Origin of the sequence: Dyella acidisoli, from assembly GCF_030160295.1 — a bacterium.
GTDB lineage: Bacteria > Pseudomonadota > Gammaproteobacteria > Xanthomonadales > Rhodanobacteraceae > Dyella_B > Dyella_B acidisoli.
Genome location: NZ_BSOB01000010.1, coordinates 170,262 through 196,729 on the forward strand (window position 1 = coordinate 170,262; position 26,468 = coordinate 196,729).

Here is a 26,468-nt window from a genome sequence, read left to right on the forward strand (position 1 = left end):
CTTCCTGTTATTTACGACGACGCACGATGAACTGCTGCGTGCGCTTGTTGTTACGGGTCTTGTAACCCTTGGTTGGCGTACCCCACGGACTGACCGGGTGACGGCCACCCGAGGTACGGCCTTCACCACCACCATGCGGATGGTCGACAGGGTTCATCACCACGCCGCGGACGGTCGGGCGAATGCCCTTCCAGCGCGTGGCACCAGCCTTGCCCAACTTGCGCAGACTGTGCTCGGAGTTACCCACTTCACCGATGGTGGCGCGGCAATCGACCGGCACCTTGCGCATTTCGCCGGAGCGCAAACGCAGCGTGGCATAACCGGATTCACGCGCAATCAACTGTGCGGAAGCGCCGGCCGAACGGGCAATCTGCGCCCCCTTGCCAGGCTTCATTTCCACGCAATGCACAGTCGAACCGACCGGAATGTTGCGCAGCGGCAGGCTGTTACCAACTTTGATCGGTGCGTCGTGACCGGAGACCACGCGATCGCCCACCGCCACACCAGCCGGCGCGATGATGTAACGGCGCTCACCGTCCGCGTAGCACAGCAGTGCGATATGCGCGGTGCGGTTCGGGTCGTATTCCAGGCGCTCGACCTTGGCGGCAATGCCTTCCTTGTCGCGCTTGAAGTCGATGATGCGGTATGCCTGCTTGTGACCGCCGCCGCGATGCCGCGTGGTGATGCGACCGAAATGGTTGCGACCACCCGTCTTCGACTGACTTTCGGTCAGCGGCGCGTACGGCGCGCCCTTGTGCAGCCCCTCGGTGCGGACGCTGACGGCGTCACGACGACCCGGCGAGGTTGGCTTGTGATTAATTAGTGCCATCTGTCGGAACTCCTGGCTCAGGCCTTAGCCGCCACGTCGATCGTCTGGCCTTCGGCAAGGCGAACATACGCCTTGCGCTTGCCCTGACGGCTGCCCGCGCGGAAACGGAAGGACTTGGCCTTGCCCTTGGCATTGACGAGATTCACCTGCTCGACTTTCACGTCGAACATTTTCTCGACCGCCGCGCGGACATCGGCCTTGGTTGCTTCGGGAGCAACCACGAATACGTACTGGTTGTTTTCGGCTAGACGGGCCGCCTTTTCAGAGATGTGCGGCGCGCGCAGCGTATTCAGAATGCGTTCGTTGCTCATGCCAGCCACTCCTCGACTTTCTTGACCGCTTCGACGGTCATTACCACATAGTCGGAACCAACCAGGCTGACCGGGTTCAACGCGAGCACATCCACCACATGCAGATAGGGGATATTACGCGATGCCAGATACAGCGCTTCGTTCGCGTCTTCCGACACCAGCAACACGCGACCGGACACTTCGAGTTCGGCCAACTTGGCGACCATTGCTTTGGTCTTCGGGGCATCGATGCCGAAGCCCTCAACAACCTTTAGACGACCCTGGCGATTCAGCTCCGAAAGAATCGAGCGAATTGCCACGCGATAGGACTTGCGGTTGACTTTTTGCTCATAGCTACGGGGTTTGGCCGCGAATGTCACACCGCCGCCCACAAAGATCGGAGCGCGATAATCGCCGTGACGAGCGCCACCGCCCTTCTGCTTCTTGAACTTCTTGGTAGTACCGGACACATCGCTGCGCGAAAGCTGCGACTGCGTGCCTGCACGACCACCGGCCTGGTAGGCCACTACAACCTGGTGCACCAAGGCCTGCTTGAACTCGCCGCCGAACACTTCGTCCGACACGCTGAGCGGCTTGGCGCCAATAACATTCAGTTCCATGCCGTCTCTCCTCAACCCTTGGTGGTCGGGCGAATGATGACGTCGCCGCCGGTAGCACCCGGCACAGCGCCCTTCACCGCGATCAAGTGGCGCTCGGCGTCTACCTTGACCACTTCCAAGCCCTGCACGGTGCGATTGACCGCACCCATGTGACCCGACATTTTCTTGCCCGGGAACACGCGACCTGGCGTCTGACGCTGACCAATCGAACCCGGCGCGCGATGCGACAGCGAGTTACCGTGAGTAGCGTCGCCCATGGTGAAGCCATGGCGCTTGATCGTGCCCTGAAAGCCCTTGCCCTTGCTGACACCGGCCACGTCGACAATCTGGCCGACCTGAAACACTTCTTCAGCCTTGATTTCAGCGCCGACGGCGTACTTGCCGGCATCGACCGTATTCAAGCGGAATTCCCAAAGGCCACGGCCCGGCTCGACTTTCGCCTTGGCGTAGTGACCTTTCTCCGGGTTGGTCAGCAGGCTGGCGCGCTTGGCGCCCGCGGTGACCTGCACCGCGCTGTAACCATCGTTATCTTCCGTCTTCACCTGGGTCACACGGTTCGGCGTCGCTTCGATCAGCGTCACCGGAATCGAGCGTCCGTCTTCAGTGAAGAGTCGGCTCATGCCGCATTTGCGGCCAACCAGTCCGATACTCATGTTCGTATCCTGTTTATCGCTCAACCAAGCTTGATCTGAACGTCAACGCCAGCGGCGAGATCGAGCTTCATGAGCGCGTCCACGGTCTTGTCGTTGGGATCGACGATATCCAGCACGCGCTTGTGGGTGCGGGTCTCGTACTGATCGCGGGCGTCTTTGTCGACGTGCGGCGACACCAGAATGGTGTAACGCTCGATCTTGGTCGGAAGCGGAATCGGACCGAGAACTGTAGCGCCGGTGCGCTTGGCCGTCTCGACGATTTCGCTGGCCGAACGGTCGATCAGACGATGATCGAACGCCTTAAGCCGAATGCGAATCTTTTGGTTCGCCATAACCGTGTCCTGTTATCTAAAGAACAAATTTGTGAATCGAAGTGGCTTCTCACCACTCCGCACAACCCTTAACTGCACTGCAAGTCCCGCAAAAAAATCCTCAAGCATTCTCGATACCCAGAGGACTTCAAAACGCCGGGGCAGGCCGTTTTGCGGCCTGCCCAGACAGATAGCGTATGCGGAGCCCAACAAAGTAATGGAGACTTCACTCCACCCAGGACCCCGCAACATCCTTGTTAGCGAACTCGAAGCACTTCCTATGCCTCATTTCGCGGTAGGCCGTTGAATAAATTCGCCGGCAACAACTCAACAACTATAGCCCACTTAAAGCCATATGACAAGCGCCTTAAGGAAAACCGCCTATTTGGCAGGCGGTTTTCGTATACCTACTTACTTGGTGATCTTGGCGACGACGCCAGCGCCTACCGTACGGCCGCCTTCGCGAATCGCAAAGCGCAGACCTTCGCTCATCGCGATCGGGGCGATCAGCTGTACCGAGATCTTCACATTGTCGCCCGGCATCACCATCTCCGTGCCCTCTGGCAACTTGATCGCGCCGGTCACGTCCGTCGTACGGAAATAGAACTGCGGGCGGTAGTTGCTGAAGAACGGGGTATGACGGCCACCCTCTTCCTTCGACAGCACGTAGATCTCGCCTTCGAAATCCGTGTGCGGCGTGATCGAACCCGGCTTGGCCAGCACCTGACCGCGCTCCACGTCTTCACGCTTCGTGCCGCGCAGCAGCAGACCCACGTTGTCGCCCGCCTGACCCTGATCCAGCAGCTTGCGGAACATTTCCACGCCGGTCACCGTCGTCTTAACCGTCGGCTTCAAACCCACGATCTCAATTTCGTCACCGACCTTGATGATGCCCGTCTCCACGCGACCGGTTACCACCGTACCGCGGCCGGAGATCGAGAACACGTCTTCCACCGGCATCAGGAACGGCTTGTCCAGCACGCGCACCGGCTCAGGGATGTAGCTGTCCAGCGCGTCCACCAGCGCAATGATCGCCGGCACGCCGATGTCCGACTGGTCGCCTTCCAGCGCCAGCTTGGCCGAACCCTTGATGATCGGGGTGTCGTCGCCCGGGAACTCGTACTTGGAGAGCAGCTCGCGCACTTCCATCTCCACGAGCTCCAGCAGCTCGGCGTCGTCCACCATGTCGGCCTTGTTCAGGAACACCACGATGTACGGCACGCCCACCTGGCGGCTCAGCAGGATGTGTTCGCGCGTCTGCGGCATCGGGCCGTCCGCGGCCGAGCACACCAGGATCGCACCGTCCATCTGCGCCGCACCCGTGATCATGTTCTTCACGTAGTCAGCATGGCCCGGGCAGTCCACGTGGGCGTAGTGGCGGTTCGGCGATTCGTATTCCACGTGGGCCGTGGAGATCGTGATACCGCGCGCCTTTTCTTCCGGCGCCGCGTCAATCGCGTCGTACGCCTTGAACTCACCGCCAAAACGCTCTGCACCAACCTTCGTCAGCGCCGCTGTCAGCGTCGTCTTGCCGTGGTCCACGTGACCGATCGTGCCCACGTTTACGTGTGGCTTGGTGCGTTCGAATTTACCCTTTGCCATGAGCGCCAAATCCCGATGGAGTCAATGAGTGAGTGATAAGGAAATCTAAACGAGCTGTCAGGCGATACCGCGGCAGCCGCGTGCGGTGGTGCTCATGACTGGAATCGAACCAGCGACCTCTTCCTTACCAAGGAAGTGCTCTACCGACTGAGCTACATGAGCACAAAAAACACAGCGACGAGATCAATGGAGCGGGAGACGGGAATCGAACCCGCACCATCAGCTTGGAAGGCTGAGGTTCTACCATTGAACTACTCCCGCCCTGCGCGGAACTCGTCTCTCGAACCGCATCAGCACATTCAACCGCTTTTGCGATCCGCCTTCCAGCCTGACCATGGTTACCCGTGATAATCGACTGGTGGAGGGAGGTGGATTCGAACCACCGAAGGCGTGAGCCAGCAGATTTACAGTCTGCCCCCGTTGGCCGCTTGGGTATCCCTCCAACAAAGAACGGCTATTGTGTGGATCGGGGCTTGATGTGTCAACACCTTGACGAGCGAAACGGCCGATTTTTTCGAGTTTTCCGGGCGCATTAAAGCCATGCACAGATTCGTTCGACACATCTCGCAGGATTTGCTCAATCGTTCCCTGCGCTACGCGTGTCAACGAACTGCGCCATGCTCTTGGAAACCTCTAGCAAATGCCTTGCCTGTTCCTGCAATCGTCGCTCATTGTCGTCGCGCGGTGTCCAGGGCGGCACCGCGGTAGGCTTACCATCTGGCTTGTCCAACGCGACGAACACCATCACGCAACTGGTCGCCAAACGCTCTTCACCACTGCGCAGGTCGCGGGCCAGCACATCCACAGCCATCTGCATGCTGGACGTTCCGGTGTAGATCAACTTGGCCCGCACGCTGACCAGATCGCCGATCAGGATCGGCTTGACGAATTGGATGCCACTGACCGCAGCCGTAACGCAATACGCCCCGCTCCAGCCCACAGCGCAGGCATAACCAGCCTGATCGATCCATTTCATCACCATGCCGCCGTGCACCTTGCCGCCGAAGTTGACATCAGAGGGCTGGGCAAGAAAACGAAAGGTAACTTCGTGCTGCTGACCTGACATGGATGCTCCAACGGCTATGTCAATCGAGAAGCGGGCATTATGCCTGCTTGGCGCGCTGCACCGTCACTCGCAACGTCATCGGCGTGGTGAGCACACCCATCGGTGACGCTCTTTCGGCACCATCGGCGCGAAAGCCAAGACGCAGGTATATCGGCACAGCACAGCGCGTGGCATTGAGCGTGAAACGACGAGTGCCTGCGCGCCGGACAGCATCCTGCAGCGTGCGTTGCCACAGACGCCGCGATATACCTTGCCCCTGGTAACGCGTGCCCACATAGAAGTGAACGAGATGCCTGTCGTCGCGCATGGCGGCAACACCCACCAGCACGTCGCCGAGATACGCCAAGTGAAAACGCTGACCTTCCATCATCTTCTGCCGAAGCACCTTGGCAGTAAGACGCGAAAGCAATTCACGCCCGATCTTGCGCGGCTGATCCGGCACCACCCAGCGCCGCACAACGCGCCGGCTCAGCACGCCGATAGCACAAGCATCATCCGGTTGGGCGAGGCGTATGCGAAGTACCTCACGAGACATGCGCGTTCACTCCATGCGTGACGCGATGCTCGCATGAAAAAGCCCCGCTTGCGCGGGGCTCGAAATGTCAGACGTTGAACAGGAAGTGCAGCACATCGCCGTCTTTGACGATGTATTCCTTGCCTTCTTTGCGCAACTTACCGGCTGCTGCTGCACCCGTCTCGCCTTTGTACTGGATGAAATCGTCGTACGAGACGGTTTCTGCGCGAATGAAGCCGCGCTCGAAATCGGTGTGGATGACGCCAGCCGCCTGCGGTGCGGTAGAGCCACGCTTGACAGTCCATGCGCGCACCTCTTTTACACCGGCGGTAAAGTAAGTCTGCAGATTCAACAGCTTGTAACCTGCGCGGATCACGCGATTGAGACCAGGTTCTTCCAGGCCTAGATCCTTGAGAAATTCATCGCGATCGGCATCGTCGAGCTGCGACAGCTCTTCCTCGATCGCTGCGCACACCGGCACCACTTCGGCGCCCTCGCCCACCGCGCGCTGGCGCACAACATCGAGATGCGGATTGTTTTCGAAGCCGTCCTCGCGCACGTTGGCGATGTACATCAGCGGCTTTAGCGTGAGCAGAAAAAGATCGCGCACAAGCGCTTTTTCTTCATCATCCAAACCGATGCTGCGCGCGGATTTGCCTTCATTGAGTGCGGCAGCGAGCTTTTGCAGTACGGGCTTCTTGGCCAAGGCTTCCTTGTCGTTTGCCTTGGCGGCGCGTTCGGCTCGATTGAGCGCTTTCTCGACCGAATCCAGATCCGCCAGCGCCAGCTCGGTATCGATGGTTTCGATGTCGGCAATGGGATCGACCTTACCGGCCACATGCACGATGTCGGTATGCTCGAAACAGCGCACCACGTGCGCAATCGCATCCACCTCACGAATATGCGAAAGGAACTTATTGCCCAGGCCTTCGCCCTTCGACGCACCCGCCACCAAGCCGGCGATGTCGACGAATTCCACCGCAGTCGGCACCACCTTTTGCGGGTTGACGATGCCTGCCAGCTCGTTGAGACGCACATCAGGCACCGGCACTACACCCACGTTCGGCTCGATCGTGCAGAACGGGAAGTTGGCCGCGGCAATGCCGGCCTTGGTCAACGCATTGAACAAGGTGGATTTGCCGACGTTAGGCAGGCCGACGATGCCGCATTTGATGCCCATGGTTTCTCGATCCGGGAAATGATGTTGAAAAACGAAATAATAAACGGCGGTCGGCCGCTCAACGGTTTGCCGGCGTATGCAACTGCTGCATCGCCTTGTCGAACTGCCCGTCGACCGCCAGCGGCAACACATCCAGCGCGCGAGCAACGCCATCCAGCATGGCGTCTTCATCTTTGGCGGAAGGACGACCCAACACCCAAGGCGTAACCTGATCCTTGTGTCCGGGATGACCGATGCCAAGACGCAGGCGGTGAAATTTGCCGTGCCCTAAATGGGCCACGATGTCGCGCAAGCCGTTCTGGCCGCCGTGACCACCGTCGAACTTCAGCCGTACTGTGCCGGCAGGCAGATCCAGATCATCGTGGGCGACCAGGCATTCTTCCGGCTCGATCTTGTAATACCGCAGCGCGGAGGCAACGGCGATGCCGCTCTTGTTCATGAAGGTAGCGGGCTTCAGCAGCCACACCGGCTCGCCGCCGATGCGCAACTTGCAGGTTTCGCCATGCAACTTGCCGTCGAAACCGAAACGCTCGTTTTGGCCCGATGCCAGGGCGTCAACAAACCAGAACCCGGCGTTGTGCCGGGTTCTGAGGTATTCGGCACCGGGGTTGCCCAGTCCGACGATGAGTCGTAGGCCTGCCATGGGTCTGTGGGAGTTGGCCGCAAGATTGGCCCCTCACCCCAGCCCTCTCCCCGGAGGGGAGAGGGGGTGGAAGCCTGAAGCGACTTACTTCTTGGTTTCCTTGGGAGCCTCAGCAGCCGGCTGGCCTTCCGTACCTTCGGCGGCCGGTGCTGCGTCGACTTCTTCCTGCACGGTCACAGCAGTGACCACAGCCACGTCGTGGTCCGCACCCAGGTGCAGCTCCGGGATTTCCACGTTCGCCGGCAGCTTGAGCTGCGACAGGTGGATGATGTCGCCGGGCTTCAGGTCAGCCAAGTCGAGTTCGACGAACTCCGGCAGATCCTTCGGCAAGCACGAAACCTGCACTTCATTGAGGTTGTGCGAGATCACCACGCCGGCGGTCTTGCCAGCCGGGGACTTTTCCTGATTCAGGAAGTGGATCGGCACATTCACGCGAATCGCTTCGTTCTCGTTGATGCGCTGGAAGTCCATGTGCAGCATCTGCTGCTTGAACGGATGCTTCTGCCAGTCGCGCACCAGCACCTTCTGCACCTTGCCGTCGATGCTCAGGTCGAGCACCGAGGAGAAGAACCACTCGTGCCTGGCGGCGAGCAGGATGGTGTTGTGCTCGATCTGGATGCTCTCTGCGGGCTGACCCGCACCGTAAACCACTGCGGGCACGAAGGACGCGCGACGCAGGCGGCGGCTCGCACCTTTCCCCTCGTCTTTGCGGGCCTGTGCCGCGATTTCATGAGTCTTGGCCATATTGGTATTGCCTTGAGTTTGAAAGCCGCCTCACGGCAGCCGAACTGACTCTCCCGCGACCAGGAGAGCCGAAATGCCCGCGGATGTGGGCGGAAAAGCGCGTAAGTATATCGAAAACCGAGCGCTGTGACTCCCTCTCCCCTCTGGGAAGAGGGTTGGAGTGACGGGCTAACCTCGCGGCAAGCGTCATTCGAAGCGCGGCTCTATGGCCCCTGGGGCAAGCCTTGGCCCCTCACTCCGATCCTCTCCCTGGATGTGAGAGGAAGAAAAGCAACCGCGCTTAGTCGATGTACAAAGAACTCACCGACTCACCAAAGGCGATACGACGGATCGTCTCAGCCAGCAGCTCCGCCACCGAAAGCTGACGGATCTTGGCGCAATTCCTGGCGTCTTCACGCAGCGGCAGGGTATTGGTGACCACCAGCTGATCCAGCTGGGAACCCTCAAGATTGCGGATCGCCGCGCCGGAAAGCACGGGGTGCACGCAGTACGCCACCACCTTGCGGGCGCCACGCTCCTTCAGGGCAGCGGCGGCGGCGCACAAGGTGCCAGCGGTGTCGACGATGTCGTCCACCATCACGCAGGTTTTGCCTTCCACGTCGCCGATGATGTTCATCACCGTGGCCACATTGGCCTTGGGACGGCGCTTGTCGATGATGGCCAGATCGGCGTCGTCCAGGCGCTTGGCGATGGCGCGCGCGCGTACCACGCCGCCCACGTCCGGGCTCACCACGATCAAGTCGTCCATGCTGTAGCTGCGCCAGATGTCCGCCAACAAGATCGGCGAGGCGTAGACGTTGTCCACTGGTACGTCGAAGAAGCCCTGGATCTGATCAGCGTGCAAGTCGACTGTCAGCACGCGATCCACGCCGGCGGTGCCAATCAGGCGGGCGACCAGCTTGGCGGTGATCGGTACACGTGCCGAGCGCGGGCGACGATCCTGGCGGGCGTAGCCGAAATACGGCATGACGGCGGTGACGCTGGCGGCGGATGCGCGCTTGAGCGCATCGACCAGGGTCAGCAGTTCGAACAGATTCTCCGCACTCGGTGCGCCGGTAGGCTGCAGCACGAACACTTCCTGGCGGCGAACGTTCTCTTCGATCTCGATCTGCACCTCGCCGTCGCTGAACTTGCCGATCAAGGCCTTGCCCAGCGGCATGCCTAGGCGATGAGCGATGTCTTCGGCCAGGGCACGGTGCGCATTGCCGGTAAACAGCATCGGGCTGGACGTATCCACGATTGTTTCCTCAGAACCAGGCCATTGAGTCAGCTCAGCTGGAAAGGCGCTTCCCGACCATCCCAACATACCCCTTCGGTACAAACCCGAATGGAGCTTGAAAAGCATCGGGCACGCAAGTGCCCGATACGGTGGCAATCCATCCTTGAACTGCACAAACAAGAGCCCGCTCGAGCCCTGTTCTAAATGGCTGGGGCGGTAGGATTCGAACCTACGCATGCGGGAATCAAAATCCCGTGCCTTAACCAGCTTGGCGACGCCCCAGTATTTGTTGGTATTTTGCCCCGGCTCGATCCGCGCCGCTCGCTGTGGCAAGCAGTGGCCGCCGGGAAACAAAGAAGGAAAATTGTGGCGGGGAGCGCCATTCGTGTCAATTCAAATTGCTGACCGCGTCCGTACGGTGAGCGGCGCTTACGACGAAAGCGTGCGCGACATGAACACCCGCAACTCCTCAGGGAACCCGTTTTCGCGATCGCGATCGCGTGCGTAGGCAAAGGCAGGATCGTTCTTGTCGACTACCACGAAACCGTGCCGGGCATAGAACGGCGCATTCCAAGGCACATCCGGCAACGTCCCCAGATCGATGCGGCGATAGCCTTTCTCGCTCGCCCAGTTGCAGGCGTGCTCAAGCAGCGCCGAACCGATGCCCCGCCGATGGAACGCCGGCAGCACGTCTATCTCGGCAATGCCCACGACATTGCCGTGCAACTCCACGTCGAGCCATATGAAACCGACAATTTCGCCGCTCTCATCGTCCACGGCCACCCAAACGAACCCTCGCCGGATTTCCTCCTCCAGCAAATCCTTGGGAATTGAGAGCCGTGAATAGAACCGCCATGCGGGATGACCGTAGAACATCTGCACTGCCGTGCGCTCAATCGTACAGATTGCGTCGATATGCGCAGCGTTAGCACGCTGGATGTGAAATGGCGTGTGCTGGGTGATGCTCACTGCATGCTCCATGATTCGATTGCCAGCCGTACTTTGTAGGGCGGCTTCTCGGCGAATACTTTTGTCGGCAAAGGCGGTTGGTGCGTGGTGTCCCAAAGCGGATAAGTCACCGTCCATCCATCCTGCTGCAGCACCGTGGGCAGACGATCATCACCAAAACTGAGATCAGCCTGCGCACCCCGCGCTCGCAAACCGAGCACCCATGCACGCAGTTCATCGAGCGGGACCTCCCAATTCAGCGCGCGGCGCATCAATGCTTCGGCATCCGGCCCGCGCTGCGGACCGTTGTCGATGCCGTCAAGTTCAGCACCATCCGGACCACCCGTCAGGCGATAACTTTTGCCGGAAATGGGCGTACGAAAAATGAATTCGTAGCGATCGCCATCCTGAGTCCAGGTGAATCCGCCGCTACCGGCATCCTTGCCATTGGAGACACCCAACTTCCCTTGCAAGATCCAGTGATCGGCATGCGCCAGTTGCTGCTCGCGTGCTTCCTGCTGTGCCAACGCGGCGGCATCGCCTTTGTTACGCACCAGTTGCGTTGGCGCACACGCGGCCAGCAGCAGCGGTGCGAGCGCTGCGAAAACGCGAAGATTTTTTTTCATGGCTGCAGACGCTTCAAGGTTTGTTGCAAGGTGGCGTTACGCGGATCCACACGGCGCACTTCGTCGAACACTTGCTGCGCCTGTTCACGATGCCCTTGCTTCCACAGCACTTCGCCAAGATGGACACCAACGTCGGCATCCTTGCCGGTCTGCCACGCGTTGCGCAGCACCTCGGCGGCCTGATCCAGGTGACCGAGCCGGTATTGCAGCCAGCCCCAGGAATCGGCAATCGAAGGATCATTCGGTTTTGCAGCGCGCGCCGCCGCAATCAACTGCTCGGCTTCCGACAGATCGCGCCCGGAATCGGCCAGCGTGAAACCCAACGCATTGCTGGCATCGACATCACCCGGCTTGACCTGCAGCAGGCGACGAAAATCAGCCACGGCCGGGTCGATTTTCCCGATTTCCGCATAGGCCAGTCCACGCCCGTACAAGAGATCCGGATCGTCCGGCGCGACCTGCAATGCGTGACTGAAAGAGTCGATTGCGTCGGGATAACGCTTCTCGCGCAGGTACAGATCAGCGTCTACTTCATAGGCACGGCGCAACTGCGCCGGCTGATCGAGATAATCGGTCTGCATTTCGGCCAATTGCTGGTGCGCTTCCGCGCTCCGCCCCAGATCCTGCAGCAGGATCGCGCTGCGCAGATCAGCATCGAAAGCATGGTCGTCCTCGTCCGGCACCTGGTCGTACCACTTCAGCGCATCGTCCTTGCGGCCCAGCACCTCGGCCAACTGGCCGAGCAGATAAGCACTGGAACTGCGTACGTCGTCGGACGCCTGCGAAAGCTGCCGGTAGACCTGCTCCAGCGTCTTGTTGTCCTTGGCATTGGCGGCCAGTGCGGCGCGCAATGCATAGGTTTGCGCGTTCTGGGGGCCCTTTTCCAGCAGATGCGCCGCTTGCGCGTACTGACCGCTTTGTCCCAGCAAAGACGCATAAGTCAGCCGGAGACCAATGTTGTTCGGATCCTTCCCTTGTGCCTCGCGCAGCAGATTGAGGCCGCCGGAACGATCGCCATTGTTGAGCTTCAACTGTGCGGCCCAGGCGTAGGTTTCGGCGGTGCCAAAGCGCTTCATGGCGCCGTCGGCGGTCTGCTGGGCATACCCATGACGGTTCAACTGCTCACCGAGTTCGCTCATCGCCAACCAAGCCTTGGGATCAGGCGGCAAGTGATCGGGTGTGGCCAGGGACTCGAGCAGATTGCCCGCAAGTGCCGGGTCGCGGCTGCCTATCAGCACACGGCCGAACATGCGCCAGGCATCCTTATCACCACTGCCGATCAAGATCGACAGCTGGCGACGGGCTTCGTCCGTCTGCCCTTGCTCCACCGCCAACTGGGCGCGCGCCTGGGCCAGCTGTGCCGGAGTTGCACCGAGCGCCTGCCAGCGGTCGATGGCGCGCCGTGCGGCGTCCTGGTCGTGAATGGCGACCGCCAACGCCGTGGCTTTGCCTGCCACTTCCGGATCGTTGGAGATCATCATCGCCTTGTCATAAGACTGCGACGCGGCCTTGAGATCAGCGCTGGACAACGCCAATTCACCTGCCAGCAACTGGGCCATCAAGTCATGGTCCAGGTCTGGCGTTGGCACAACAACCTGTGCCAACGGCTGCTTCGATGCGGATGATGGCGTGCTTGTCCGATGAGATACCGCCGCACATCCGGTCAGGACAAGCACGACCCATCCACCAGCTACCCATCGCCGCACTTGCTTGAACTCGACCGTCCCGCTCAGCACACTATTCCTCCAACGAATCCTTCGGCTCCAACCGGAACCGGACATGTCTAGTCTACGCCGGCCAACGCTCGCCGCCCTCACTCGCATCACGTCATGAAGCTGATCGCCCTCGGGCTCAACCACCTCACCGCGCCGGTCAGCCTGCGCGAACAGGTAGCGTTCGACGAAGATGCGGCCGGCGCCGCACTGCGTGAACTTGCGCACGAACCCGGCGTTGACGAGGCGCTGATCCTTTCCACCTGCAACCGTACCGAACTTTACGTCAGCGTAACGGCCGGCGCGGAAAACGTTCCGCAAGAATGGCTCCGTCGGCATCACCATCTGACTCCCGGCAAGCTTGATGAGTTCCTGTATCGCCATGATGACGAAGCGGCCGTGAGGCATATGTTTCGCGTCGCCACCGGTCTCGATTCGATGGTGCTGGGCGAGCCGCAAATTCTTGGCCAGGTGAAAGACGCGTACCAACAGGCGCGCGATGCCAACGCGCTGAAGACCCCCATGGATCGCTTGCTGCAACACACCTTCTCGGTTGCCAAGCGCGTGCGCACCGATACGCGCATCGGCGCGCACACCGTGTCGGTGGCATTCACTGCCGTACGACTGGCCGAACGCGTCTTTACCGACCTGCGCCAGGCTTGCGTGCTGCTGATCGGCGCAGGTGACACCATCGAGTTGGCCGTGCGCCATCTGGCCGAAAAGCAGGTGCGCCGGTTGATCGTGGCCAACCGCACGCTGGAAAACGCACAGGAACTGGCCGGCCGCTATGGCGGCTATGCCATTTCACTGCATGATCTGCCGCAGCACCTGGCCGAAGCTGACATCGTCATCGCCTCCACCGCTGCACGCGAGCCGGTACTGACACGCCCAGTGGTGGAAAGAGCCATCGCTGCGCGCCGTCGCAAACCCATATTCATGGTCGACATCGCCGTGCCGCGCGATATCGATCCGGCGGTCAGCGAACTGCAAGACGTCTACCTTTACGGTATCGACGATCTACGTCAGGTCATTGACGACAACCGCCGCTCGCGCGAGACCGCCGCGCGTGAAGCCGATGCGATCATCGATCTGCAAGTCGAACGCTACATGGCCTGGCGCCGTGCGCTGACGATCCGCAACCCCGCGTTGGACCTGCGCTTGCACGCCGAAACCTATCGCGACCAGGTGTTGGAAAAGGCGCGCGCCATGCTTGCCCGCGGCAAGTCACCCGACGAAGCCTTGGCATTTCTGGCCAACACGCTGACCAACAAACTGCTGCATAACCCAAGTGCGCGGCTACGCGAAGCCACACTCAGCGGCGACCACGATTTGCTGCACGCGGCCGGCCGTCTATACGGCCTGGATGAGGATGAAAAAGTAGGCACGAGCGACGACGAATAGCGAGGGCGGCTGGCTGCCGCGTTACGCAGGTTTCCGCCGTTTCACTCCTCCTTTTTCAATCGCTCATCCTCTTCATGACTCCATCCATCCGCCGCAAGCTCGAAGCCACCGTCGAACGCCACGAAGAAGTTGCCCTGCTACTGGGCCAAGCCGACGTGCTAGCCGACAACACGCGTTTTCGCGAACTGTCGCGCGAATACGCGCAATTGCAACCCGTGGCCGACGCCATGCGCGAATTGTCGAGTGCCGAGCGCGAACTCGCCGATGCGCGCGTCATGTTGGACGACCCCGAACTGCGCGACATGGCAGCTGAAGACATCGCCCGCCTGGAAACGCGCACGGCCGAACTCGACAACGATTTGCAACTGCTGCTGATCCCCAAGGATCCGCGCGACGAAGCCAACCTGTTCCTCGAAGTGCGCGCCGGCTCGGGGGGGGACGAAGCCGCCATCTTTGCCGGCGACCTGTTCCGCATGTACACACGCTACGCAGAGCGCCAGCGCTGGCAGGTGGAAGTGCTCAGCGAAAACCCAGGCGAGCACGGCGGCTACAAGGAAATCATCGCGCGCATCGAAGGCAAAGGTGCGTACTCGAAGCTGAAATTCGAATCGGGCGTGCACTGCGTCAAGCGCGTGCCGGCAACCGAATCGCAGGGCCGCGTGCACACCTCCACCGCCACTGTGGCCGTCTTGCCGGAACTGGATGAAATCGACGAGATCGAGATCTCTCCCGCCGACCTGAAAGTCGACACGTTCCGCGCCTCTGGCGCCGGTGGCCAGCACGTAAACAAGACCGATTCGGCGATTCGCATCACGCATTTACCCAGCGGCATCGTGGTGGAATGCCAGGACGAACGCAGCCAGCACAAGAACCGCGCACGCGCAATGAGCTTGCTCAAGGCACGTCTGCTGGATGAAGCGCAGTCCAAGCAGACCGCCGAACAGGCACAGTCCCGGCGCCTGCAAGTCGGCACAGGTGACCGCAGCCAGCGCATTCGTACCTATCGCTACAAAGACAACCTGATCACTGACCATCGCATCGGCCTGGATTTGCACAACCTGCCGGATGTCATGCAAGGTCATCTTGAGGAGCTGTTCGGCGCGCTGACGCGGGAGCATCAGGCGGACGAGCTGAAGTCGCTGGCGGGGCATTGAGTAGCGCCCGCGGCGCGGTAATCTAGCGGTGCTCCGATGCATTCTGTGCGGAATGCATCGGAGCATCCCGAAGTCCAGTTCAGGGGGATTTCGCGCTACCCAGTTTGTCATTCCGGCTGATGCCGGCATGGCAGCGTTGCAGCGCGTTCGTTGTTGCTTACCAGGCTCGCTTTACGATGACCGACGTTCCAGCCACCGACATCGCTTCCACTCTGCAAAAGCTCAGCGAGCTACTGCAGCGCGATGCCAATGAAGAAGCCGTTCAATTCGCGACGACGGCACGGCGGCAATTCCCGGTTTCGGCCGATTTGATTCGCCTGCACGGAGTAGCGCTGCTGCGCCTCGGGCGACGCCGCGATGCACACACAGCGTTGAACCGCGCCGCGGAACTTGCACCCGACAACATCGAGCTGCAATGCAATTTGGCCAGCCTGGCCATGGACGAAGGTCGAACCGGCGCCGCCATCGAGCGTCTACAAAAGGCACTGGCAAGAACGCCTGGACATCCAGCCCTGTTGCAAGCCTTGGGCACGGCGTACATGGCCGCTGGCCAGCACGTGCAAGGACGTGACGCATTTGCACAGGCACTGAAAGGCCTGCCCCAGCATCCGGCCATTCGCCTCAATCTCGCGGCGGCGGAAATGGAACTGGGTCATCTATCGGAAGCCGAAACACTGGTACGCCAGGTACTGCAGCAAGCGCCGAATGCCGACGTCGCGCATGCGATGCTCGGCCACCTGCTGCATATGCAACATCGTCCGCGGGAAGCTGCCGCTTCGCTGCTCCAAGCCGGCAAATTGGCGCCAACCAATGTGCAGCACCTGTTCCAGGCCGCGCTGATGCTGGACGAAGCCGGCGATCTTGCCGGCGCGCACGATGCCTTCGCCGACGCATTGACGCGCGCCCCCGATTCAGTACCGGTGATGGGGCAACTTCTATTCGCCCGCCGCCGGCTGTGCCGCTGGAAGAACCTCGATGTGCTCACCGAGCACGTGATCCGAGCCGTATCGCAAGGCGAAGCCGGGATTCATCCGTTCGCTTTTCTGTTCGAAGACACCGACGCCGCGCTGCAACTGCAATGCGCGAAAACATATGCCTCGCTGATCGAAAACCAGGCAAGCAGCTTCCGCCAGCAACTCAACTTGCGCCACACGATGCCCATGCCGGATACGCCCATCCGTGTCGGCATGCTGGCCGAGGGATTTCACGAAACGGCCGTCAGCCACCATCTTGTGGCTTTGATCGAGGCGCTTGCCGATAGCGATCTGGACGTACACCTGTTCGCCACTACGCCCGATGACGGTAGCGCAATACGGCGACGCTTTTCCGCCGCGGCAACCATGCATGACGTTTCCACCTTGAATCGCACACAGGTTGCCACGTTGATCCATGGCGCAGGCATCGAAGTGCTGTTCGATCTCAACGGTTATCGCAGTCGTGGCAATGCAGAACTGATGTCCCTGTGCCCCGCACCCATCCAGGTCGGCTGGCTCGGCTACACCGGCAGTTCCGGCGCGCCGTGGATGGATTACCTGCTTACCGACAAGATCGTGCTTCCGCATGAATTGCGCGAGCATGTCAGCGAGAAAGTGATCCGTCTCTCGCGCTGCCAGCAGCCGAACGATCCGAACCGAGTTCAGGCAAAGCCACCATCACGCAGCGAGTGCGGATTGCCGGAGAAAGGCGTCGTATTCGCCTGCTTGCAGGAAATGCAGGCCATCAATCCCGCCATGTTTGCGCGCTGCATGCTGATCCTGCAGCAAGTGCCCGACAGTGTGCTGTGGCTACTTACCGGACCGGCCAATACAGATGAACGTCTGAGGCAGGCAGCACGCGCGCTCGACGTCGCGCCAGAACGTCTCGTCTTCATGCCACGCCTGCCGTATGCGGAGTATGCGGCGCGCTACGCGCACATCGATCTTTATCTCGACACTTTGCCGATCAACTCGCGCGCCACTGCGTCCGATGCATTATGGGCAGGCTGTCCCGTGCTCACCCGCACCGGCGAAACCGTCGGGTCGCGCACGGTCACCAGTTTGCTGCACCACCTTGGCTTGCCCGAACTGATCATGGGCGACAACACGTCGTTCATCGGCATGGCCGTCGAACTGGGAAACCATCCGGAAGCGCTGGCCACTTTGCGAAAGCATCTGCAGCAGCAGCGCAATGTGAGCCCTCTGTTCGACATAAAGGGCTTCGCGGCGGACTTCCGTCGCGCCGTGCGCACGATCAGTGCGCGGTATCGCATCGGGCGGCCGCCGAGCGACGTGGATTTATAGCCTAGAAAACAAAAAAGCCACCCTGCACTTCACCTTCGTGCGGGTTGCGAATCACTTCATCCACGCGTGCGGCAGGCGGCCCCTGCCATAACCATTGCTCAAGCTGATGCAGTGCCTCGGCGCTGCCGCTGGCAATCACCTCCACCCGCCCGTCAGACAGATTGCGCGCATGGCCATGCAAGCCAAGCCGCATAGCCTCATTGCGCGCACTGGCGCGGAAAAACACGCCTTGCACTTTGCCGCTGACGAGGAAACGGACACCACTCATACGATCACTTGCCGATAGCCGCGTCCAGCACTGCTGGCGTGATCGGCCCCATGAAGTGCTTGGCCACCTTACCATCCGGTCCGATCAGATAAGTAGTCGGCAGGCCGCGCGGCTCGTCGAAATCCGTAAGCGGCTTGTCCATGGTCACCTGCGCTACGGGGAAACTCACGGGATGCTTGTCCAGGAACGCGCGAATGTCGGAAGGGTCAGTGTCCTCATACGCAACGCCGATCGCACTCACATTGGGATGCGCCTTCACGAACTGAGAGATTCCCGGCAGTTCCTTGATACATGGCACGCACCATGTTGCCCAGAAATTCACGATCACCCAATGCCCTCGTTGCGCAGCCAGATCGTACGGCTTGCCATCCAGTGTCGTCACTTTGAGTGAGGGTTGCGTAGGCATGGCGGCGTAGACAGGCGCAGCCAGCAAGCATGCAGCCAGCAGCAAGGACGATGCGAACAACTTCATGTTTCCGATTCCTGCGTGTGTGAAACCTGGCGCGAAGGCGCAGGCGAAGTGCGGACAGGATAAATCTTGTCCAGACGGGTACTCAGCGTAGCATCGAGCGAATGCGCCAGGCGGGTGAGCACGGACAACAACTCCGGCGGCAACTCGATGCCGGAGGCAGCGATCTGCTCCGCTGGATTCAACGGCAGCCGGTAGCCGCTGTGGCGGTAGACCTGCAGCAGATCGGTGCTATCCAGACTGCGCACTAACGACCAGCCACCGGTCTCGCTGCGATGGATGAGCCCACTGCGCGCCAGATCATCGAAATAGATAGCGATCGCTTCGCTGCGCATATAAGGCTCCGCCTCACGAATGGAACGCGGATCCACACAACGTCCGGCGCGCTGCGCATCTACGAAATGGCGCAGCACTACCAATAACCCAAGGAACTCCGAACCTTCCGGCAATTCATCGCACGGTTTCTGGTATTCGAACGCAGAAATGGATGCGGCCAGCGACGCACACAGGATCACGATCACCCATGACAGGTAGATCCATAACAGCAGCAACGGAATGATCGCCAATGCACCGTAGATTTGCTGATAGTTGTGCGCGCTCTGTACGTAGTGCGTAAAACCCCACCGCGCAAATTCGAACAGGACCGCACCCAGCGCGGCACCGATCGCTGTATGCCTCTTATTGACGCGCCGATTGGGCACGGTGGTGTACATCAGCCACAGCGTGAGAAACGTCACCACGAACGGCAACGCTTTCAGCAGCTCTTGCCCAACGCCGAACTGCTCACCGGCGTTGCGCAGCATCGGTACGGCAGCCACGTAAGAGGTGACGGCGATGCCGCCGACCACCAGGATCGGACCCAGCGTCAGCGCCGCCCAATACAACAACAGGCGTGGCCCCCATGGACGATGCTGGCGCACTTTCCAGATGCGGTTGAGACGATCCTCGATGCTGATCATCATCGACACCGCACTGAACAGCATCACCAGGATGCTGATGCCGGTCAGCTTGCGCGCGTTGGATGCGAAGTCGAGCAGCGCTTTCTGCACCGTCTCCCCCGCCGCCGGCACGAAATTGCTGAAGACGAAATTGATCAGCGTGTCGCGCGCTTCCTCGAACATGGGAAATGCCGCGAACATAGCCAGCACCGCCACCGTGAGCGGCACCAGCGAAACGAGCGTGGTGTATGAAAGCGCACCCGCCGTCTCGAAACACTTGTCGTCGAGAAAGCGCCGCCACAGGAAGCGGCCCAGGCTCATCGTCCGATCGCGGTCAAAAGGCAAGTTCATGCGTCTACGTGCTCAACATCCCTGATCTCGCCCGTACACTACCCCATCCTCAATGAATGCCCCAAACGATGAGCGACATTCTGATCCTGTACTACAGCCGCACCGGCCACACCGCCCAACTGGCCCGCCTGATCGCTAGGGGCGTGGAAGAAGTCCCCGGCATGCGTTCACGCCTGCGGCAAGTTCCACCAGTGGCCCCCGTGACTGAAGTGGCTCAGCCGCCAGAACCCGAGGAAGGCGCGCCCTATGTCACCAAGCAGGATCTGCATGAATGCGTGGGGCTGGCGCTGGGCAGCCCTACACGCTTCGGCAACATGGCCGCACCGCTGAAGCATTTCTTAGACACGACCGGCGCCGAATGGGCGAGCGGGACGCTGGTGGGCAAGCCAGCCGCGGTGTTCACCGCCACCAGCACCATGCATGGCGGGCAGGAATCTACCCTGCTGAGCATGGCGCTGCCCCTGCTTCACCATGGCATGCTCTTGCTGGGGATTCCTTACACCGAGCCAGCACTCAGCCATACACAGAGCGGCGGCACACCGTACGGCGCCAGTCACGTGAGCGGTAGCAAGGGCGAGAACGCCATCAGCGAACACGAACGCGAACTGGCGCGTGCGCTCGGTCGGCGACTGGCGGATACCGCTCGCAAGCTCGCCGTTAGCGTGTGATGGCGCGGCTGGGAGTGATGAATCGCATCGGCGTAGCGGCATGGATCGCGCAGATCCTGCTGCAGTGCGCGTGGTATGCGTGGCTGTTTCCGCCGCAACGTGTGCCGATGTGGCTGGCGCTGGGCGTGGCAGTGATTCCGCTGTTGCTGCCGCTGCTGGCGATCGGCAACGTGCGTAGAGCTTTGCTGTGGGTCGGCATGCTCAGCCTGTTTTACTTTTGCCACGGCGTAGCTGAGAGCTGGAGTTCAACGCAAGAACGTGTACCCGCGATGCTGGAGATTTTATTCGCCTTGGCATTGATCGGCGCGCTTGGCGCGGGCGTGAAGCGCCGCCAAAGAACGTAGGCTGGAGTGCAAATCCCAGCATCGCCATGTCTCTCAGGATCGTGATGTTGGGGTTTGCACCCCCATCTACCGAGCGCATCCTTTTTACAGGCAAGCCACAGAGCAGTTTGGTAGGTTACAAGCAGACTTGCCGAGGTGACCGCTATGGGATTCTTGCAAGACGCCCCACAACTCGCGCATCCATATCGCGGCGATCGCCTGCTGACCGCCCTGCTCAACCGTGTGCTTCCACCCGAGCGGCGCGCAGCGCTGGACGCCGATCTCGACGCACTGGGCGACTACGCGCTGATGGCCTTCGAGCGCAGCAGCCGCAGCACGCGCCGCAAACCTGTCTTGACGCAATGGGACGCCTGGGGCTGTCGCGTCGATCGGATCGAATTGACCCCGGCGTGGCTCGAAGGGCCGGCGCTTACGACGCGCCACGCGATTCTCGCGTCCGGACATGAAGCACACGAATACGCGCGACTGGAAGAATTCGCCCGTGCCTATCTCTATCACGTGGCCAGCGAGTTCTACACCTGCCCACTGGCGATGACCGATGGCGCTGCCACCGCGCTCAAAGCCTCCGGCAACCCGTCGCTGATCGATCGCGCGCTGCCGCACTTCCTCAGCCGCGAGGCCGGCGGATTCTGGCTATCCGGGCAATGGATGACGGAAAACACCGGCGGCTCTGATGTCGGCAACACTGAAACCGTAGCCAGGCAGGATGCGCAAGGCCAATGGCGTTTGTACGGGCGCAAGTGGTTCAGTTCCGCGGTGGTGGGCGAAGCTGCGCTGGCCTTGGCGCGCCCGGAAAGTGCAGGCGAAGGCGCCTCATCGCTTGCCTTGTTCTATGTGGAAACCATGGATGGTCAGGCGCGCAAACCAGAACTGATCATCGATCGTTTGAAGGACAAGCTCGGCACGCACGAACTCCCCACCGCAGAGATCCACCTCGATGGTCTGCCCGCCTGGCCGGTAGGCGAACTTGCGCACGGTGTACGCCAGGTTGCGCCGATGCTCAACATCACGCGCACGTGGAATGCGATTGGTGCCATTGCCAGCATGGCGCGCGGGATCAGCCTTGCGCGTGACTACGCAACGCGACGCCATGCATTTGGACGTCCATTGCGCGAACAGCCCTTGCACGTACAGACAATCGCGGACATGCAAGCCGAGTTCGAAGGCGCGTTTGCGCTTACCTTCGAAGTAGCGCACCTGCTCGGGCGAGTGGAACAAGGTATGGCCACGCCGCATGAAACTGTCGCATTGCGCTTGCTTACCCCGCTGGTGAAGCTCTGGACGGGCAAGATGGCGGTGAATCTATGCTCGGAAGCGCTGGAATGTTTCGGCGGCGCCGGCTACATCGAAGACACCGGCTTACCCCAGTTGCTGCGCGACGCCCAGGTGTATGCGATCTGGGAGGGCACCACCAACGTGCTGTCGCTGGACAGCCTGCGTGCACTGGCCGGACACAACAGTTTCGCCTCGCTGCGCAAACTCATCGGCGAATGGCTGGGCAAGGCGCACAACACGCAAGCTTCGTTCACCGTACAGGCGGCATTGGATGCCACGGCCATGCATCTGGACGCGAAGAAGGTCGAGCGTTCCGAACTCGAAGCCGGTGCCCGCGGCATTGCCCTGACCCTGGCGCGCTGCGCGGCGGCAGCGCTGCTTGCCCGTCAGGCAGCATGGTCAACCCAGCGCGATCAGCGCCCGGCAGCGGCACTACGCCGCTTCCTGGGCCATGGCCTGCTCCGTCTTTCCGATCTCAACGAGGAAGATAGCCGACTGCTGATGGAATGATCGCCTAAGAGCCTGTTTGATAGCTCAGCGTGGTTCGCATGGCCCCTGGGTGGGCCGCGGGGGGGTATCAAACAGACGCTCAGTCAGACCAGCTAGAATGCCCAGCCTCCCCCTTCGCGCCTATCCGATCATGCAGCATCTGACTATCGTCACCACCGGCGGCACCATCGACAAGATCTACTTCGACGACAAGTCGGACTACAAGATCGGCGCACCGCAGATCGGCGAAATCCTCAGCCAGCTCGGCGTGGCGTTCCAGTTTGATGTGATTCCGATCCTGCGCAAGGACAGCCTGCATATCACCCAGGAAGATCGCGCACTGATCCGCTCCACCATCGAAGCCCAGCCGAGCCGCCACGTGCTGGTGACACACGGCACCGACACCATGGTGGAAACCGCGCAAGAGCTCGCTTCACTCAAAGGTAAGGTGATCGTTCTCACCGGCGCACTGAATCCTGCACGCTTCCAAGGTTCGGATGCAGTGTTCAACATTGGCTGCGCGGTGGCCGCCGTGCAGACGCTACCGGATGGCGTTTATATCGCGATGAACGGTCGCGTGTGGGATCCAGCCAAGGTGCGCAAGAATCGCGATGCGAATCGCTTCGAGGAAGTGCGCAACTGATGCGTAGGTTGGGGTGCAAACCCCAGCATCGCGATCCTGAGAGACATGGGAACGTTGGGGTTTACACCCCAACCTACCTCAGAGCATTCCCGTTTCGAGCTTCGCCACTTCCGACATCATCGAGTGATTCCACGGCGGATCGAACACCAGATCGACATCCGCTTCCTTGATCGTCGGAATCAATTCGAGCTTGGTGCGCGCATCATCGATCAGCACGTCACCCATGCCGCAACCCGGTGCAGTGAGCGTCATCTTGACGTACACCTTGCGTTCTTCGGGAGCGACGGTTTCCAGGCTCACGTCGTAGACCAAGCCCAGTTCCACCACATTGATCGGAATCTCAGGATCGAACACGGTGCGCAATTGCTGCCACACCAGCGCTTCCACGTCAGCGTCGGTAGCGTCGTCCGGGAGTTCCAGCGGCGGCGGCGGCTCCTTGCCCAATGCATCGGCGTCCTTGCCGGCAACACGAAACAGATTGCCTTCCACGTACACGGTAAAGCTGCCGCCGAGCGCTTGCGTGATGTAACCCACTTGGCCGGCTGGCAGCACCACGTTTTCGCCCTGCGGCACCATGACCACGTTGCAATCGCGCTGCAGGGTGAAAGGCTCGCTGCTAAGACTGAAACCGCTCATGTCATCTCTTGGGGAAATCGTTGGGGCATTGCCGGCCAGCGGCGATCCGGCCCTCTATTATGCCGGCCATTCGTAGGGCCTGTCCCCCACATCAGGCTGAATTCGCCCAAACTCAAGGGACCTGAGCACTCGGATCACGTTAAGATGCCCGCTTTGCCTTGCCTGCAGGACAGCGCGCACCGTGTTCCCAGCCAAACGTAGTAACCGCCCATGATCGTGCGGAAGATCGTCAGCGAATGCTTCGCGCTGTTGTGCGCGGTGATGCTGGGGCTCGCGGCCGGCGCCATCTGGCTGCTGCCCACCGTGTTCTTCCATCGGCCGCTACCCTGGTTGGCAGTGCCCGCAGGCTGGCTTCTCGCCATCGCGATCCGGCAATGGGTGCACGGCCGCAAATGGAACGCGGCGCTGCTCGCAGCGATCGCCACCGTAGTCGCCAGTGCTTACATTCGCGTGCTGATTACCACGGTGAACATTGCCGCCATGATGGGCTATGGCTTGGTAAATACGATGCGTACCGCTGGCCTGCCCATGCTGCTGGATTTCGCGCATATGGCCACTAGCAAAGCCGACGTGGCCTGGTCAGTAGCGGGCGTCGTCGTTGCGATAATGATCGCAGTGCGTTCGCCCGCTGCACCTCCGCGCAAAACAAACTGACTAAGCGTCCAGCGACTTCAATTCCGACACCAACTGACCCGCCGCCGCCTGACCGTCACCGTAGAGCATGCGCGTGTTGTCAGCGTAGAACAGCGCATTTTCGATGCCGGCGAACCCAGTGCCCTTGCCTCGCTTCACCACGATCACCTGTTTCGCATCGGCGACGTCGAGGATCGGCATGCCGTAGATCGGTGAAGCAGGATCGGTCTTGGCCATCGGATTGACCACGTCGTTGGCGCCGATCACCAGCGCCACGTCGGTGACGGGAAATTCCGGATTGATGTCTTCCATGTCCGCGATCAGGTCGTATGGCACGCCCGCTTCGGCGAGCAGCACGTTCATGTGACCGGGCATGCGGCCCGCCACCGGATGAATGGCGAACTTCACCTTCACCCCACGCGCGATCAACAACTGCGCAAATTCCCACACCTTGTGCTGCGCCTGTGCCACAGCCATGCCGTAACCCGGCACGATCACCACGCGTTCGGCATACGCCATCATCACTGCGGCATCGGCCGCTTCGACCGGTTTCTGACTGCCGTCGATGGTCTGCGCCGCCGCGTTTGAAGTGGCTCCGAAATTGCCGAACAGCACGTTGCCGATCGAGCGATTCATGGCCTTGGCCATCAACTGCGTCAGCAACGTACCGGCGGCGCCCACCACCATGCCGGCGATGATCATGGCCTCGTTCTGCAGCACATAACCTTCGAATGCCACCGCCAGGCCGGTAAAGGCGTTGTAGAGCGAGATCACCACCGGCATGTCGGCGCCGCCGATCGGCAACGTCATAAGCAGGCCGAACAGCAAGGCGAACACGAAGAACGCACAGACCAGCGCGATGGTGAGATGCCCGGTCGCAAGCCAAACGCCGATCCCTACCGCTGCCGCCAACACCAGCAGATTCACCACCTGCTGGCCTGGGAAAACTAAACGGCGATCCAGCCAGCCCTGCAGCTTGGCAAAAGCGATCAACGAACCAGAAAAACTCACCGAACCGATCAGCGCACCCAGTACACCCAAAGCCAGTGCTACCGGGCTCAGCGGCACCACGGAGGTGGCGCCATGCAGTGGTGACCAACTTTCCGGCATCAAGGGGAAGGTGTTTGGCGCGGCGATCGCAAAATCCTGTGCGTGTCCGATCAGTTCCGAGGCACCAATCGCCGCCGCCGCGCCGCCGCCCATGCCGTTGTAGAGCGCCACCATTTGCGGCATGGCGGTCATCGCTACACGCCGCCCGGACCACCAGGCCGCCGCCACGCCTATCAGCACGGCGGCAATGATCAGCCCGCGGTGCTGCATGTCCGGCAGCAAGAGTGTGGCCACCACCGCCAGCAGCATGCCGAAGCCAGCCCACACGATGCCGCCGCGCGCGGTGCGCGGGGAACTCATGCGCTTCAGGCCAAGGATGAACAGGAGTGCGGCGATGAAATAACAGGCATCTATCAACGTCTGCAACGTCTGCGCCCAGGCCATCACTTGGCCTCCCCGCGGCCCTGTCCGGGTTTGCTGGACTTGAACATCTCCAGCATCCGTTCAGTCACCACGTAACCGCCGGCGGCGTTGCCGGCACCCAACAGTACGCCGATGAAACCTATCGCCATTTCGAATGGCGTGCGGGCATGGCCTAGCGCGATCATGGCCCCAACCAGCACAATGCCGTGGATGAAGTTGGAGCCGGACATCAAGGGCGTGTGCAGGATCACCGGCACTCGCGCAATGATTTCGTACCCCGTAAATGCCGCCAGCATGAAGATGTAAAGCGCCAGGAACCCGTCCAGCATGTCTTTCCCCCGCCAATCGGTCACATTCGCCGCATCATACGGTGGCCGGGATGCTGCGATCCATGCCGTTCGGCGGCTTAGTTATTCCGGCGAGGCCCCCAAAGGCCCTGTAAAGTCAACCCGCGCGGGCTCAGCGCGTTGAGATGAGAGTCGAACAGATG

At 60.8% G+C, this 26,468-nt stretch carries 29 protein-coding genes and 4 tRNA genes; 8 read left to right on the forward strand and 25 right to left on the reverse strand.

All coding sequences use genetic code 11. The annotated features are described in order from the left end of the window. Positions 1 to 7: 7 nt before the first annotated feature. The 19 genes from rplB to QQJ86_RS05715 form a co-directional block, all read right to left on the reverse strand. A complete protein-coding gene (rplB, locus tag QQJ86_RS05625) occupies positions 8 to 829 on the reverse strand; it encodes a 50S ribosomal protein L2 (RefSeq protein ID WP_284319940.1) in 822 nt (273 codons plus the stop codon). Between the two features lie 17 nt (positions 830 to 846). Then, entirely contained in the window at positions 847 to 1,140 is a 294-nt protein-coding gene (gene rplW / locus QQJ86_RS05630) for a 50S ribosomal protein L23 (RefSeq protein WP_284319941.1), read from the reverse strand. Next, entirely contained in the window at positions 1,137 to 1,739 is a 603-nt protein-coding gene (gene rplD, locus QQJ86_RS05635) for a 50S ribosomal protein L4 (protein ID WP_284319942.1), read from the reverse strand. Before rplD ends, rplW begins: the two co-directional genes overlap by 4 nt. Before the next feature lie 11 nt (positions 1,740 to 1,750). Continuing rightward, the gene (gene rplC / locus QQJ86_RS05640) at positions 1,751 to 2,392 is read right to left on the reverse strand and encodes a 50S ribosomal protein L3 (protein ID WP_284319943.1); all 642 of its coding nucleotides are present in this window, start codon (positions 2,390 to 2,392) and stop codon (positions 1,751 to 1,753) included. Positions 2,393 to 2,412: 20 nt separating this feature from the next. Then, the gene (gene rpsJ / locus QQJ86_RS05645; RefSeq protein WP_014402136.1) at positions 2,413 to 2,724 is read right to left on the reverse strand and encodes a 30S ribosomal protein S10; all 312 of its coding nucleotides are present in this window, start codon (positions 2,722 to 2,724) and stop codon (positions 2,413 to 2,415) included. 390 nt (positions 2,725 to 3,114) lie between these two features. Beyond that, complete coding sequence (tuf, locus tag QQJ86_RS05650) at positions 3,115 to 4,305, reverse strand: elongation factor Tu (RefSeq protein WP_284319944.1); 1,191 nt, start codon at positions 4,303 to 4,305, stop codon at positions 3,115 to 3,117. An 86-nt stretch (positions 4,306 to 4,391) separates the two neighbouring features. Next, positions 4,392 to 4,467, reverse strand: a tRNA-Thr gene (locus QQJ86_RS05655). A 25-nt stretch (positions 4,468 to 4,492) separates the two neighbouring features. Next, positions 4,493 to 4,566, reverse strand: a tRNA-Gly gene (locus QQJ86_RS05660). Positions 4,567 to 4,661: 95 nt separating this feature from the next. After that, positions 4,662 to 4,747: transfer RNA gene (locus tag QQJ86_RS05665), tRNA-Tyr, on the reverse strand. A 135-nt stretch (positions 4,748 to 4,882) separates the two neighbouring features. After that, positions 4,883 to 5,371 (reverse strand): acyl-CoA thioesterase, encoded by a 489-nt coding sequence (locus tag QQJ86_RS05670; protein ID WP_284319945.1) that lies wholly within the window; start codon positions 5,369 to 5,371, stop codon positions 4,883 to 4,885. A 37-nt stretch (positions 5,372 to 5,408) separates the two neighbouring features. Further along, on the reverse strand, positions 5,409 to 5,906 hold the full coding sequence (locus QQJ86_RS05675; RefSeq protein WP_284319946.1) for a GNAT family N-acetyltransferase: 498 nt from the start codon (positions 5,904 to 5,906) through the stop codon (positions 5,409 to 5,411). Positions 5,907 to 5,973: 67 nt separating this feature from the next. Then, positions 5,974 to 7,065 carry a redox-regulated ATPase YchF gene (gene ychF / locus QQJ86_RS05680; protein WP_284319947.1) on the reverse strand — a complete coding sequence of 364 codons (1,092 nt, stop codon included), beginning with the start codon at positions 7,063 to 7,065 and terminating at the stop codon, positions 5,974 to 5,976. Positions 7,066 to 7,123: 58 nt separating this feature from the next. Further along, complete coding sequence (gene pth, locus QQJ86_RS05685; RefSeq protein ID WP_284319948.1) at positions 7,124 to 7,708, reverse strand: aminoacyl-tRNA hydrolase; 585 nt, start codon at positions 7,706 to 7,708, stop codon at positions 7,124 to 7,126. Between the two features lie 84 nt (positions 7,709 to 7,792). Next, the gene (locus QQJ86_RS05690) at positions 7,793 to 8,452 is read right to left on the reverse strand and encodes a 50S ribosomal protein L25/general stress protein Ctc (protein ID WP_284319949.1); all 660 of its coding nucleotides are present in this window, start codon (positions 8,450 to 8,452) and stop codon (positions 7,793 to 7,795) included. A gap of 280 nt (positions 8,453 to 8,732) precedes the next feature. Further along, positions 8,733 to 9,689: a ribose-phosphate diphosphokinase gene (locus QQJ86_RS05695; protein ID WP_423372901.1), complete on the reverse strand. Its 957-nt coding sequence runs from the start codon at positions 9,687 to 9,689 to the stop codon at positions 8,733 to 8,735. Positions 9,690 to 9,876: 187 nt separating this feature from the next. Beyond that, positions 9,877 to 9,953: transfer RNA gene (locus QQJ86_RS05700), tRNA-Gln, on the reverse strand. Between the two features lie 147 nt (positions 9,954 to 10,100). Beyond that, positions 10,101 to 10,640 carry a GNAT family N-acetyltransferase gene (locus tag QQJ86_RS05705; RefSeq protein WP_284319950.1) on the reverse strand — a complete coding sequence of 180 codons (540 nt, stop codon included), beginning with the start codon at positions 10,638 to 10,640 and terminating at the stop codon, positions 10,101 to 10,103. Beyond that, positions 10,637 to 11,245: a lipoprotein insertase outer membrane protein LolB gene (gene lolB / locus QQJ86_RS05710; protein ID WP_284319951.1), complete on the reverse strand. Its 609-nt coding sequence runs from the start codon at positions 11,243 to 11,245 to the stop codon at positions 10,637 to 10,639. Before lolB ends, QQJ86_RS05705 begins: the two co-directional genes overlap by 4 nt. Beyond that, positions 11,242 to 12,804, reverse strand: coding sequence for a tetratricopeptide repeat protein (locus QQJ86_RS05715; RefSeq protein ID WP_284319952.1), 1,563 nt, complete (start codon positions 12,802 to 12,804; stop codon positions 11,242 to 11,244). Before QQJ86_RS05715 ends, lolB begins: the two co-directional genes overlap by 4 nt. Positions 12,805 to 13,074: 270 nt before the next feature. Between QQJ86_RS05715 and hemA the strand changes: the two genes are divergently transcribed. The 3 genes from hemA (at position 13,075) to QQJ86_RS05730 (ending at position 17,791) form a co-directional block, all read left to right on the forward strand. After that, positions 13,075 to 14,358 (forward strand): glutamyl-tRNA reductase, encoded by a 1,284-nt coding sequence (gene hemA / locus QQJ86_RS05720; protein WP_284319953.1) that lies wholly within the window; start codon positions 13,075 to 13,077, stop codon positions 14,356 to 14,358. A 74-nt stretch (positions 14,359 to 14,432) separates the two neighbouring features. After that, on the forward strand, positions 14,433 to 15,512 hold the full coding sequence (gene prfA, locus QQJ86_RS05725) for a peptide chain release factor 1 (RefSeq protein WP_284319954.1): 1,080 nt from the start codon (positions 14,433 to 14,435) through the stop codon (positions 15,510 to 15,512). 176 nt (positions 15,513 to 15,688) lie between these two features. Further along, positions 15,689 to 17,791, forward strand: a complete 2,103-nt coding sequence (locus QQJ86_RS05730) for an O-linked N-acetylglucosamine transferase, SPINDLY family protein (RefSeq protein WP_284319955.1) — start codon at positions 15,689 to 15,691, stop codon at positions 17,789 to 17,791. 1 nt (position 17,792) lies between these two features. Here QQJ86_RS05730 and QQJ86_RS05735 read toward each other — a convergent pair whose 3' ends face one another. Genes QQJ86_RS05735 through QQJ86_RS05745 form a run of 3 tightly spaced genes read right to left on the reverse strand, consistent with a single transcriptional unit; the run spans position 17,793 to position 19,817 of the window. After that, positions 17,793 to 18,059 (reverse strand): acylphosphatase, encoded by a 267-nt coding sequence (locus tag QQJ86_RS05735; protein WP_284319956.1) that lies wholly within the window; start codon positions 18,057 to 18,059, stop codon positions 17,793 to 17,795. Between the two features lie 4 nt (positions 18,060 to 18,063). Next, positions 18,064 to 18,531, reverse strand: coding sequence for a TlpA family protein disulfide reductase (locus QQJ86_RS05740; protein WP_284319957.1), 468 nt, complete (start codon positions 18,529 to 18,531; stop codon positions 18,064 to 18,066). Further along, positions 18,528 to 19,817 (reverse strand): YihY family inner membrane protein, encoded by a 1,290-nt coding sequence (locus tag QQJ86_RS05745; RefSeq protein WP_284319958.1) that lies wholly within the window; start codon positions 19,815 to 19,817, stop codon positions 18,528 to 18,530. The genes QQJ86_RS05740 and QQJ86_RS05745 overlap by 4 nt, the downstream gene beginning before the upstream one ends. Positions 19,818 to 19,873: 56 nt before the next feature. Here QQJ86_RS05745 and wrbA point away from each other — a divergent pair, with 56 nt between their 5' ends. The 4 genes from wrbA to QQJ86_RS05765 all read left to right on the forward strand — a co-directional run bounded on the left by wrbA (position 19,874) and on the right by QQJ86_RS05765 (position 23,236). Then, on the forward strand, positions 19,874 to 20,485 hold the full coding sequence (gene wrbA, locus QQJ86_RS05750) for an NAD(P)H:quinone oxidoreductase (RefSeq protein ID WP_423372900.1): 612 nt from the start codon (positions 19,874 to 19,876) through the stop codon (positions 20,483 to 20,485). A 17-nt stretch (positions 20,486 to 20,502) separates the two neighbouring features. Further along, positions 20,503 to 20,829: a DUF2069 domain-containing protein gene (locus QQJ86_RS05755; protein WP_284319960.1), complete on the forward strand. Its 327-nt coding sequence runs from the start codon at positions 20,503 to 20,505 to the stop codon at positions 20,827 to 20,829. Between the two features lie 144 nt (positions 20,830 to 20,973). Then, complete coding sequence (locus QQJ86_RS05760; RefSeq protein WP_284319961.1) at positions 20,974 to 22,614, forward strand: acyl-CoA dehydrogenase family protein; 1,641 nt, start codon at positions 20,974 to 20,976, stop codon at positions 22,612 to 22,614. Between the two features lie 130 nt (positions 22,615 to 22,744). Further along, complete coding sequence (locus QQJ86_RS05765; protein ID WP_284320458.1) at positions 22,745 to 23,236, forward strand: asparaginase domain-containing protein; 492 nt, start codon at positions 22,745 to 22,747, stop codon at positions 23,234 to 23,236. Between the two features lie 78 nt (positions 23,237 to 23,314). Here QQJ86_RS05765 and sufT read toward each other — a convergent pair whose 3' ends face one another. Continuing rightward, positions 23,315 to 23,872 (reverse strand): putative Fe-S cluster assembly protein SufT, encoded by a 558-nt coding sequence (sufT, locus tag QQJ86_RS05770; RefSeq protein WP_284319962.1) that lies wholly within the window; start codon positions 23,870 to 23,872, stop codon positions 23,315 to 23,317. Positions 23,873 to 24,082: 210 nt separating this feature from the next. On the opposite strand from sufT, the gene QQJ86_RS05775 reads away from it, so the two are divergent. Beyond that, complete coding sequence (locus tag QQJ86_RS05775) at positions 24,083 to 24,526, forward strand: hypothetical protein (RefSeq protein ID WP_284319963.1); 444 nt, start codon at positions 24,083 to 24,085, stop codon at positions 24,524 to 24,526. Here QQJ86_RS05775 and QQJ86_RS05780 read toward each other — a convergent pair whose 3' ends face one another. Both QQJ86_RS05780 and QQJ86_RS05785 read right to left on the reverse strand, forming a co-directional pair. Beyond that, positions 24,527 to 25,999, reverse strand: a complete 1,473-nt coding sequence (locus tag QQJ86_RS05780) for an NAD(P)(+) transhydrogenase (Re/Si-specific) subunit beta (protein WP_284319964.1) — start codon at positions 25,997 to 25,999, stop codon at positions 24,527 to 24,529. Continuing rightward, positions 25,999 to 26,307 (reverse strand): NAD(P) transhydrogenase subunit alpha part 2, encoded by a 309-nt coding sequence (locus QQJ86_RS05785; RefSeq protein ID WP_284319965.1) that lies wholly within the window; start codon positions 26,305 to 26,307, stop codon positions 25,999 to 26,001. The genes QQJ86_RS05780 and QQJ86_RS05785 overlap by 1 nt, the downstream gene beginning before the upstream one ends. Positions 26,308 to 26,468 lie beyond the last annotated feature (161 nt).

What these genes read in the sequence shown, in the direction of transcription:
- QQJ86_RS05785 (WP_284319965.1), bottom strand. Translation starts at nt 26,307, where the DNA reads ATGCTGGACGGGTTCCTGGCGCTTTACATCTTCATGCTGGCGGCATTT.
- prfA (WP_284319954.1), top strand. Translation starts at nt 14,433, where the DNA reads ATGACTCCATCCATCCGCCGCAAGCTCGAAGCCACCGTCGAACGCCAC.
- QQJ86_RS05730 (WP_284319955.1), top strand. Translation starts at nt 15,689, where the DNA reads ATGACCGACGTTCCAGCCACCGACATCGCTTCCACTCTGCAAAAGCTC.
- QQJ86_RS05760 (WP_284319961.1), top strand. Translation starts at nt 20,974, where the DNA reads ATGGGATTCTTGCAAGACGCCCCACAACTCGCGCATCCATATCGCGGC.
- QQJ86_RS05740 (WP_284319957.1), bottom strand. Translation starts at nt 18,531, where the DNA reads ATGAAGTTGTTCGCATCGTCCTTGCTGCTGGCTGCATGCTTGCTGGCT.
- QQJ86_RS05780 (WP_284319964.1), bottom strand. Translation starts at nt 25,999, where the DNA reads ATGGCCTGGGCGCAGACGTTGCAGACGTTGATAGATGCCTGTTATTTC.
- rplW (WP_284319941.1), bottom strand. Translation starts at nt 1,140, where the DNA reads ATGAGCAACGAACGCATTCTGAATACGCTGCGCGCGCCGCACATCTCT.
- QQJ86_RS05755 (WP_284319960.1), top strand. Translation starts at nt 20,503, where the DNA reads ATGAATCGCATCGGCGTAGCGGCATGGATCGCGCAGATCCTGCTGCAG.
- wrbA (WP_423372900.1), top strand. Translation starts at nt 19,874, where the DNA reads ATGCCCCAAACGATGAGCGACATTCTGATCCTGTACTACAGCCGCACC.
- pth (WP_284319948.1), bottom strand. Translation starts at nt 7,708, where the DNA reads ATGGCAGGCCTACGACTCATCGTCGGACTGGGCAACCCCGGTGCCGAA.
- QQJ86_RS05765 (WP_284320458.1), top strand. Translation starts at nt 22,745, where the DNA reads ATGCAGCATCTGACTATCGTCACCACCGGCGGCACCATCGACAAGATC.
- sufT (WP_284319962.1), bottom strand. Translation starts at nt 23,872, where the DNA reads ATGAGCGGTTTCAGTCTTAGCAGCGAGCCTTTCACCCTGCAGCGCGAT.
- lolB (WP_284319951.1), bottom strand. Translation starts at nt 11,245, where the DNA reads ATGAAAAAAAATCTTCGCGTTTTCGCAGCGCTCGCACCGCTGCTGCTG.
- QQJ86_RS05675 (WP_284319946.1), bottom strand. Translation starts at nt 5,906, where the DNA reads ATGTCTCGTGAGGTACTTCGCATACGCCTCGCCCAACCGGATGATGCT.
- tuf (WP_284319944.1), bottom strand. Translation starts at nt 4,305, where the DNA reads ATGGCAAAGGGTAAATTCGAACGCACCAAGCCACACGTAAACGTGGGC.
- rpsJ (WP_014402136.1), bottom strand. Translation starts at nt 2,724, where the DNA reads ATGGCGAACCAAAAGATTCGCATTCGGCTTAAGGCGTTCGATCATCGT.
- QQJ86_RS05745 (WP_284319958.1), bottom strand. Translation starts at nt 19,817, where the DNA reads ATGAACTTGCCTTTTGACCGCGATCGGACGATGAGCCTGGGCCGCTTC.
- hemA (WP_284319953.1), top strand. Translation starts at nt 13,075, where the DNA reads ATGAAGCTGATCGCCCTCGGGCTCAACCACCTCACCGCGCCGGTCAGC.
- QQJ86_RS05715 (WP_284319952.1), bottom strand. Translation starts at nt 12,804, where the DNA reads ATGGCCCAGTTGCTGGCAGGTGAATTGGCGTTGTCCAGCGCTGATCTC.
- rplD (WP_284319942.1), bottom strand. Translation starts at nt 1,739, where the DNA reads ATGGAACTGAATGTTATTGGCGCCAAGCCGCTCAGCGTGTCGGACGAA.
- ychF (WP_284319947.1), bottom strand. Translation starts at nt 7,065, where the DNA reads ATGGGCATCAAATGCGGCATCGTCGGCCTGCCTAACGTCGGCAAATCC.
- QQJ86_RS05775 (WP_284319963.1), top strand. Translation starts at nt 24,083, where the DNA reads ATGATCGTGCGGAAGATCGTCAGCGAATGCTTCGCGCTGTTGTGCGCG.
- QQJ86_RS05690 (WP_284319949.1), bottom strand. Translation starts at nt 8,452, where the DNA reads ATGGCCAAGACTCATGAAATCGCGGCACAGGCCCGCAAAGACGAGGGG.
- rplB (WP_284319940.1), bottom strand. Translation starts at nt 829, where the DNA reads ATGGCACTAATTAATCACAAGCCAACCTCGCCGGGTCGTCGTGACGCC.
- QQJ86_RS05670 (WP_284319945.1), bottom strand. Translation starts at nt 5,371, where the DNA reads ATGTCAGGTCAGCAGCACGAAGTTACCTTTCGTTTTCTTGCCCAGCCC.
- QQJ86_RS05735 (WP_284319956.1), bottom strand. Translation starts at nt 18,059, where the DNA reads ATGAGTGGTGTCCGTTTCCTCGTCAGCGGCAAAGTGCAAGGCGTGTTT.
- rplC (WP_284319943.1), bottom strand. Translation starts at nt 2,392, where the DNA reads ATGAGTATCGGACTGGTTGGCCGCAAATGCGGCATGAGCCGACTCTTC.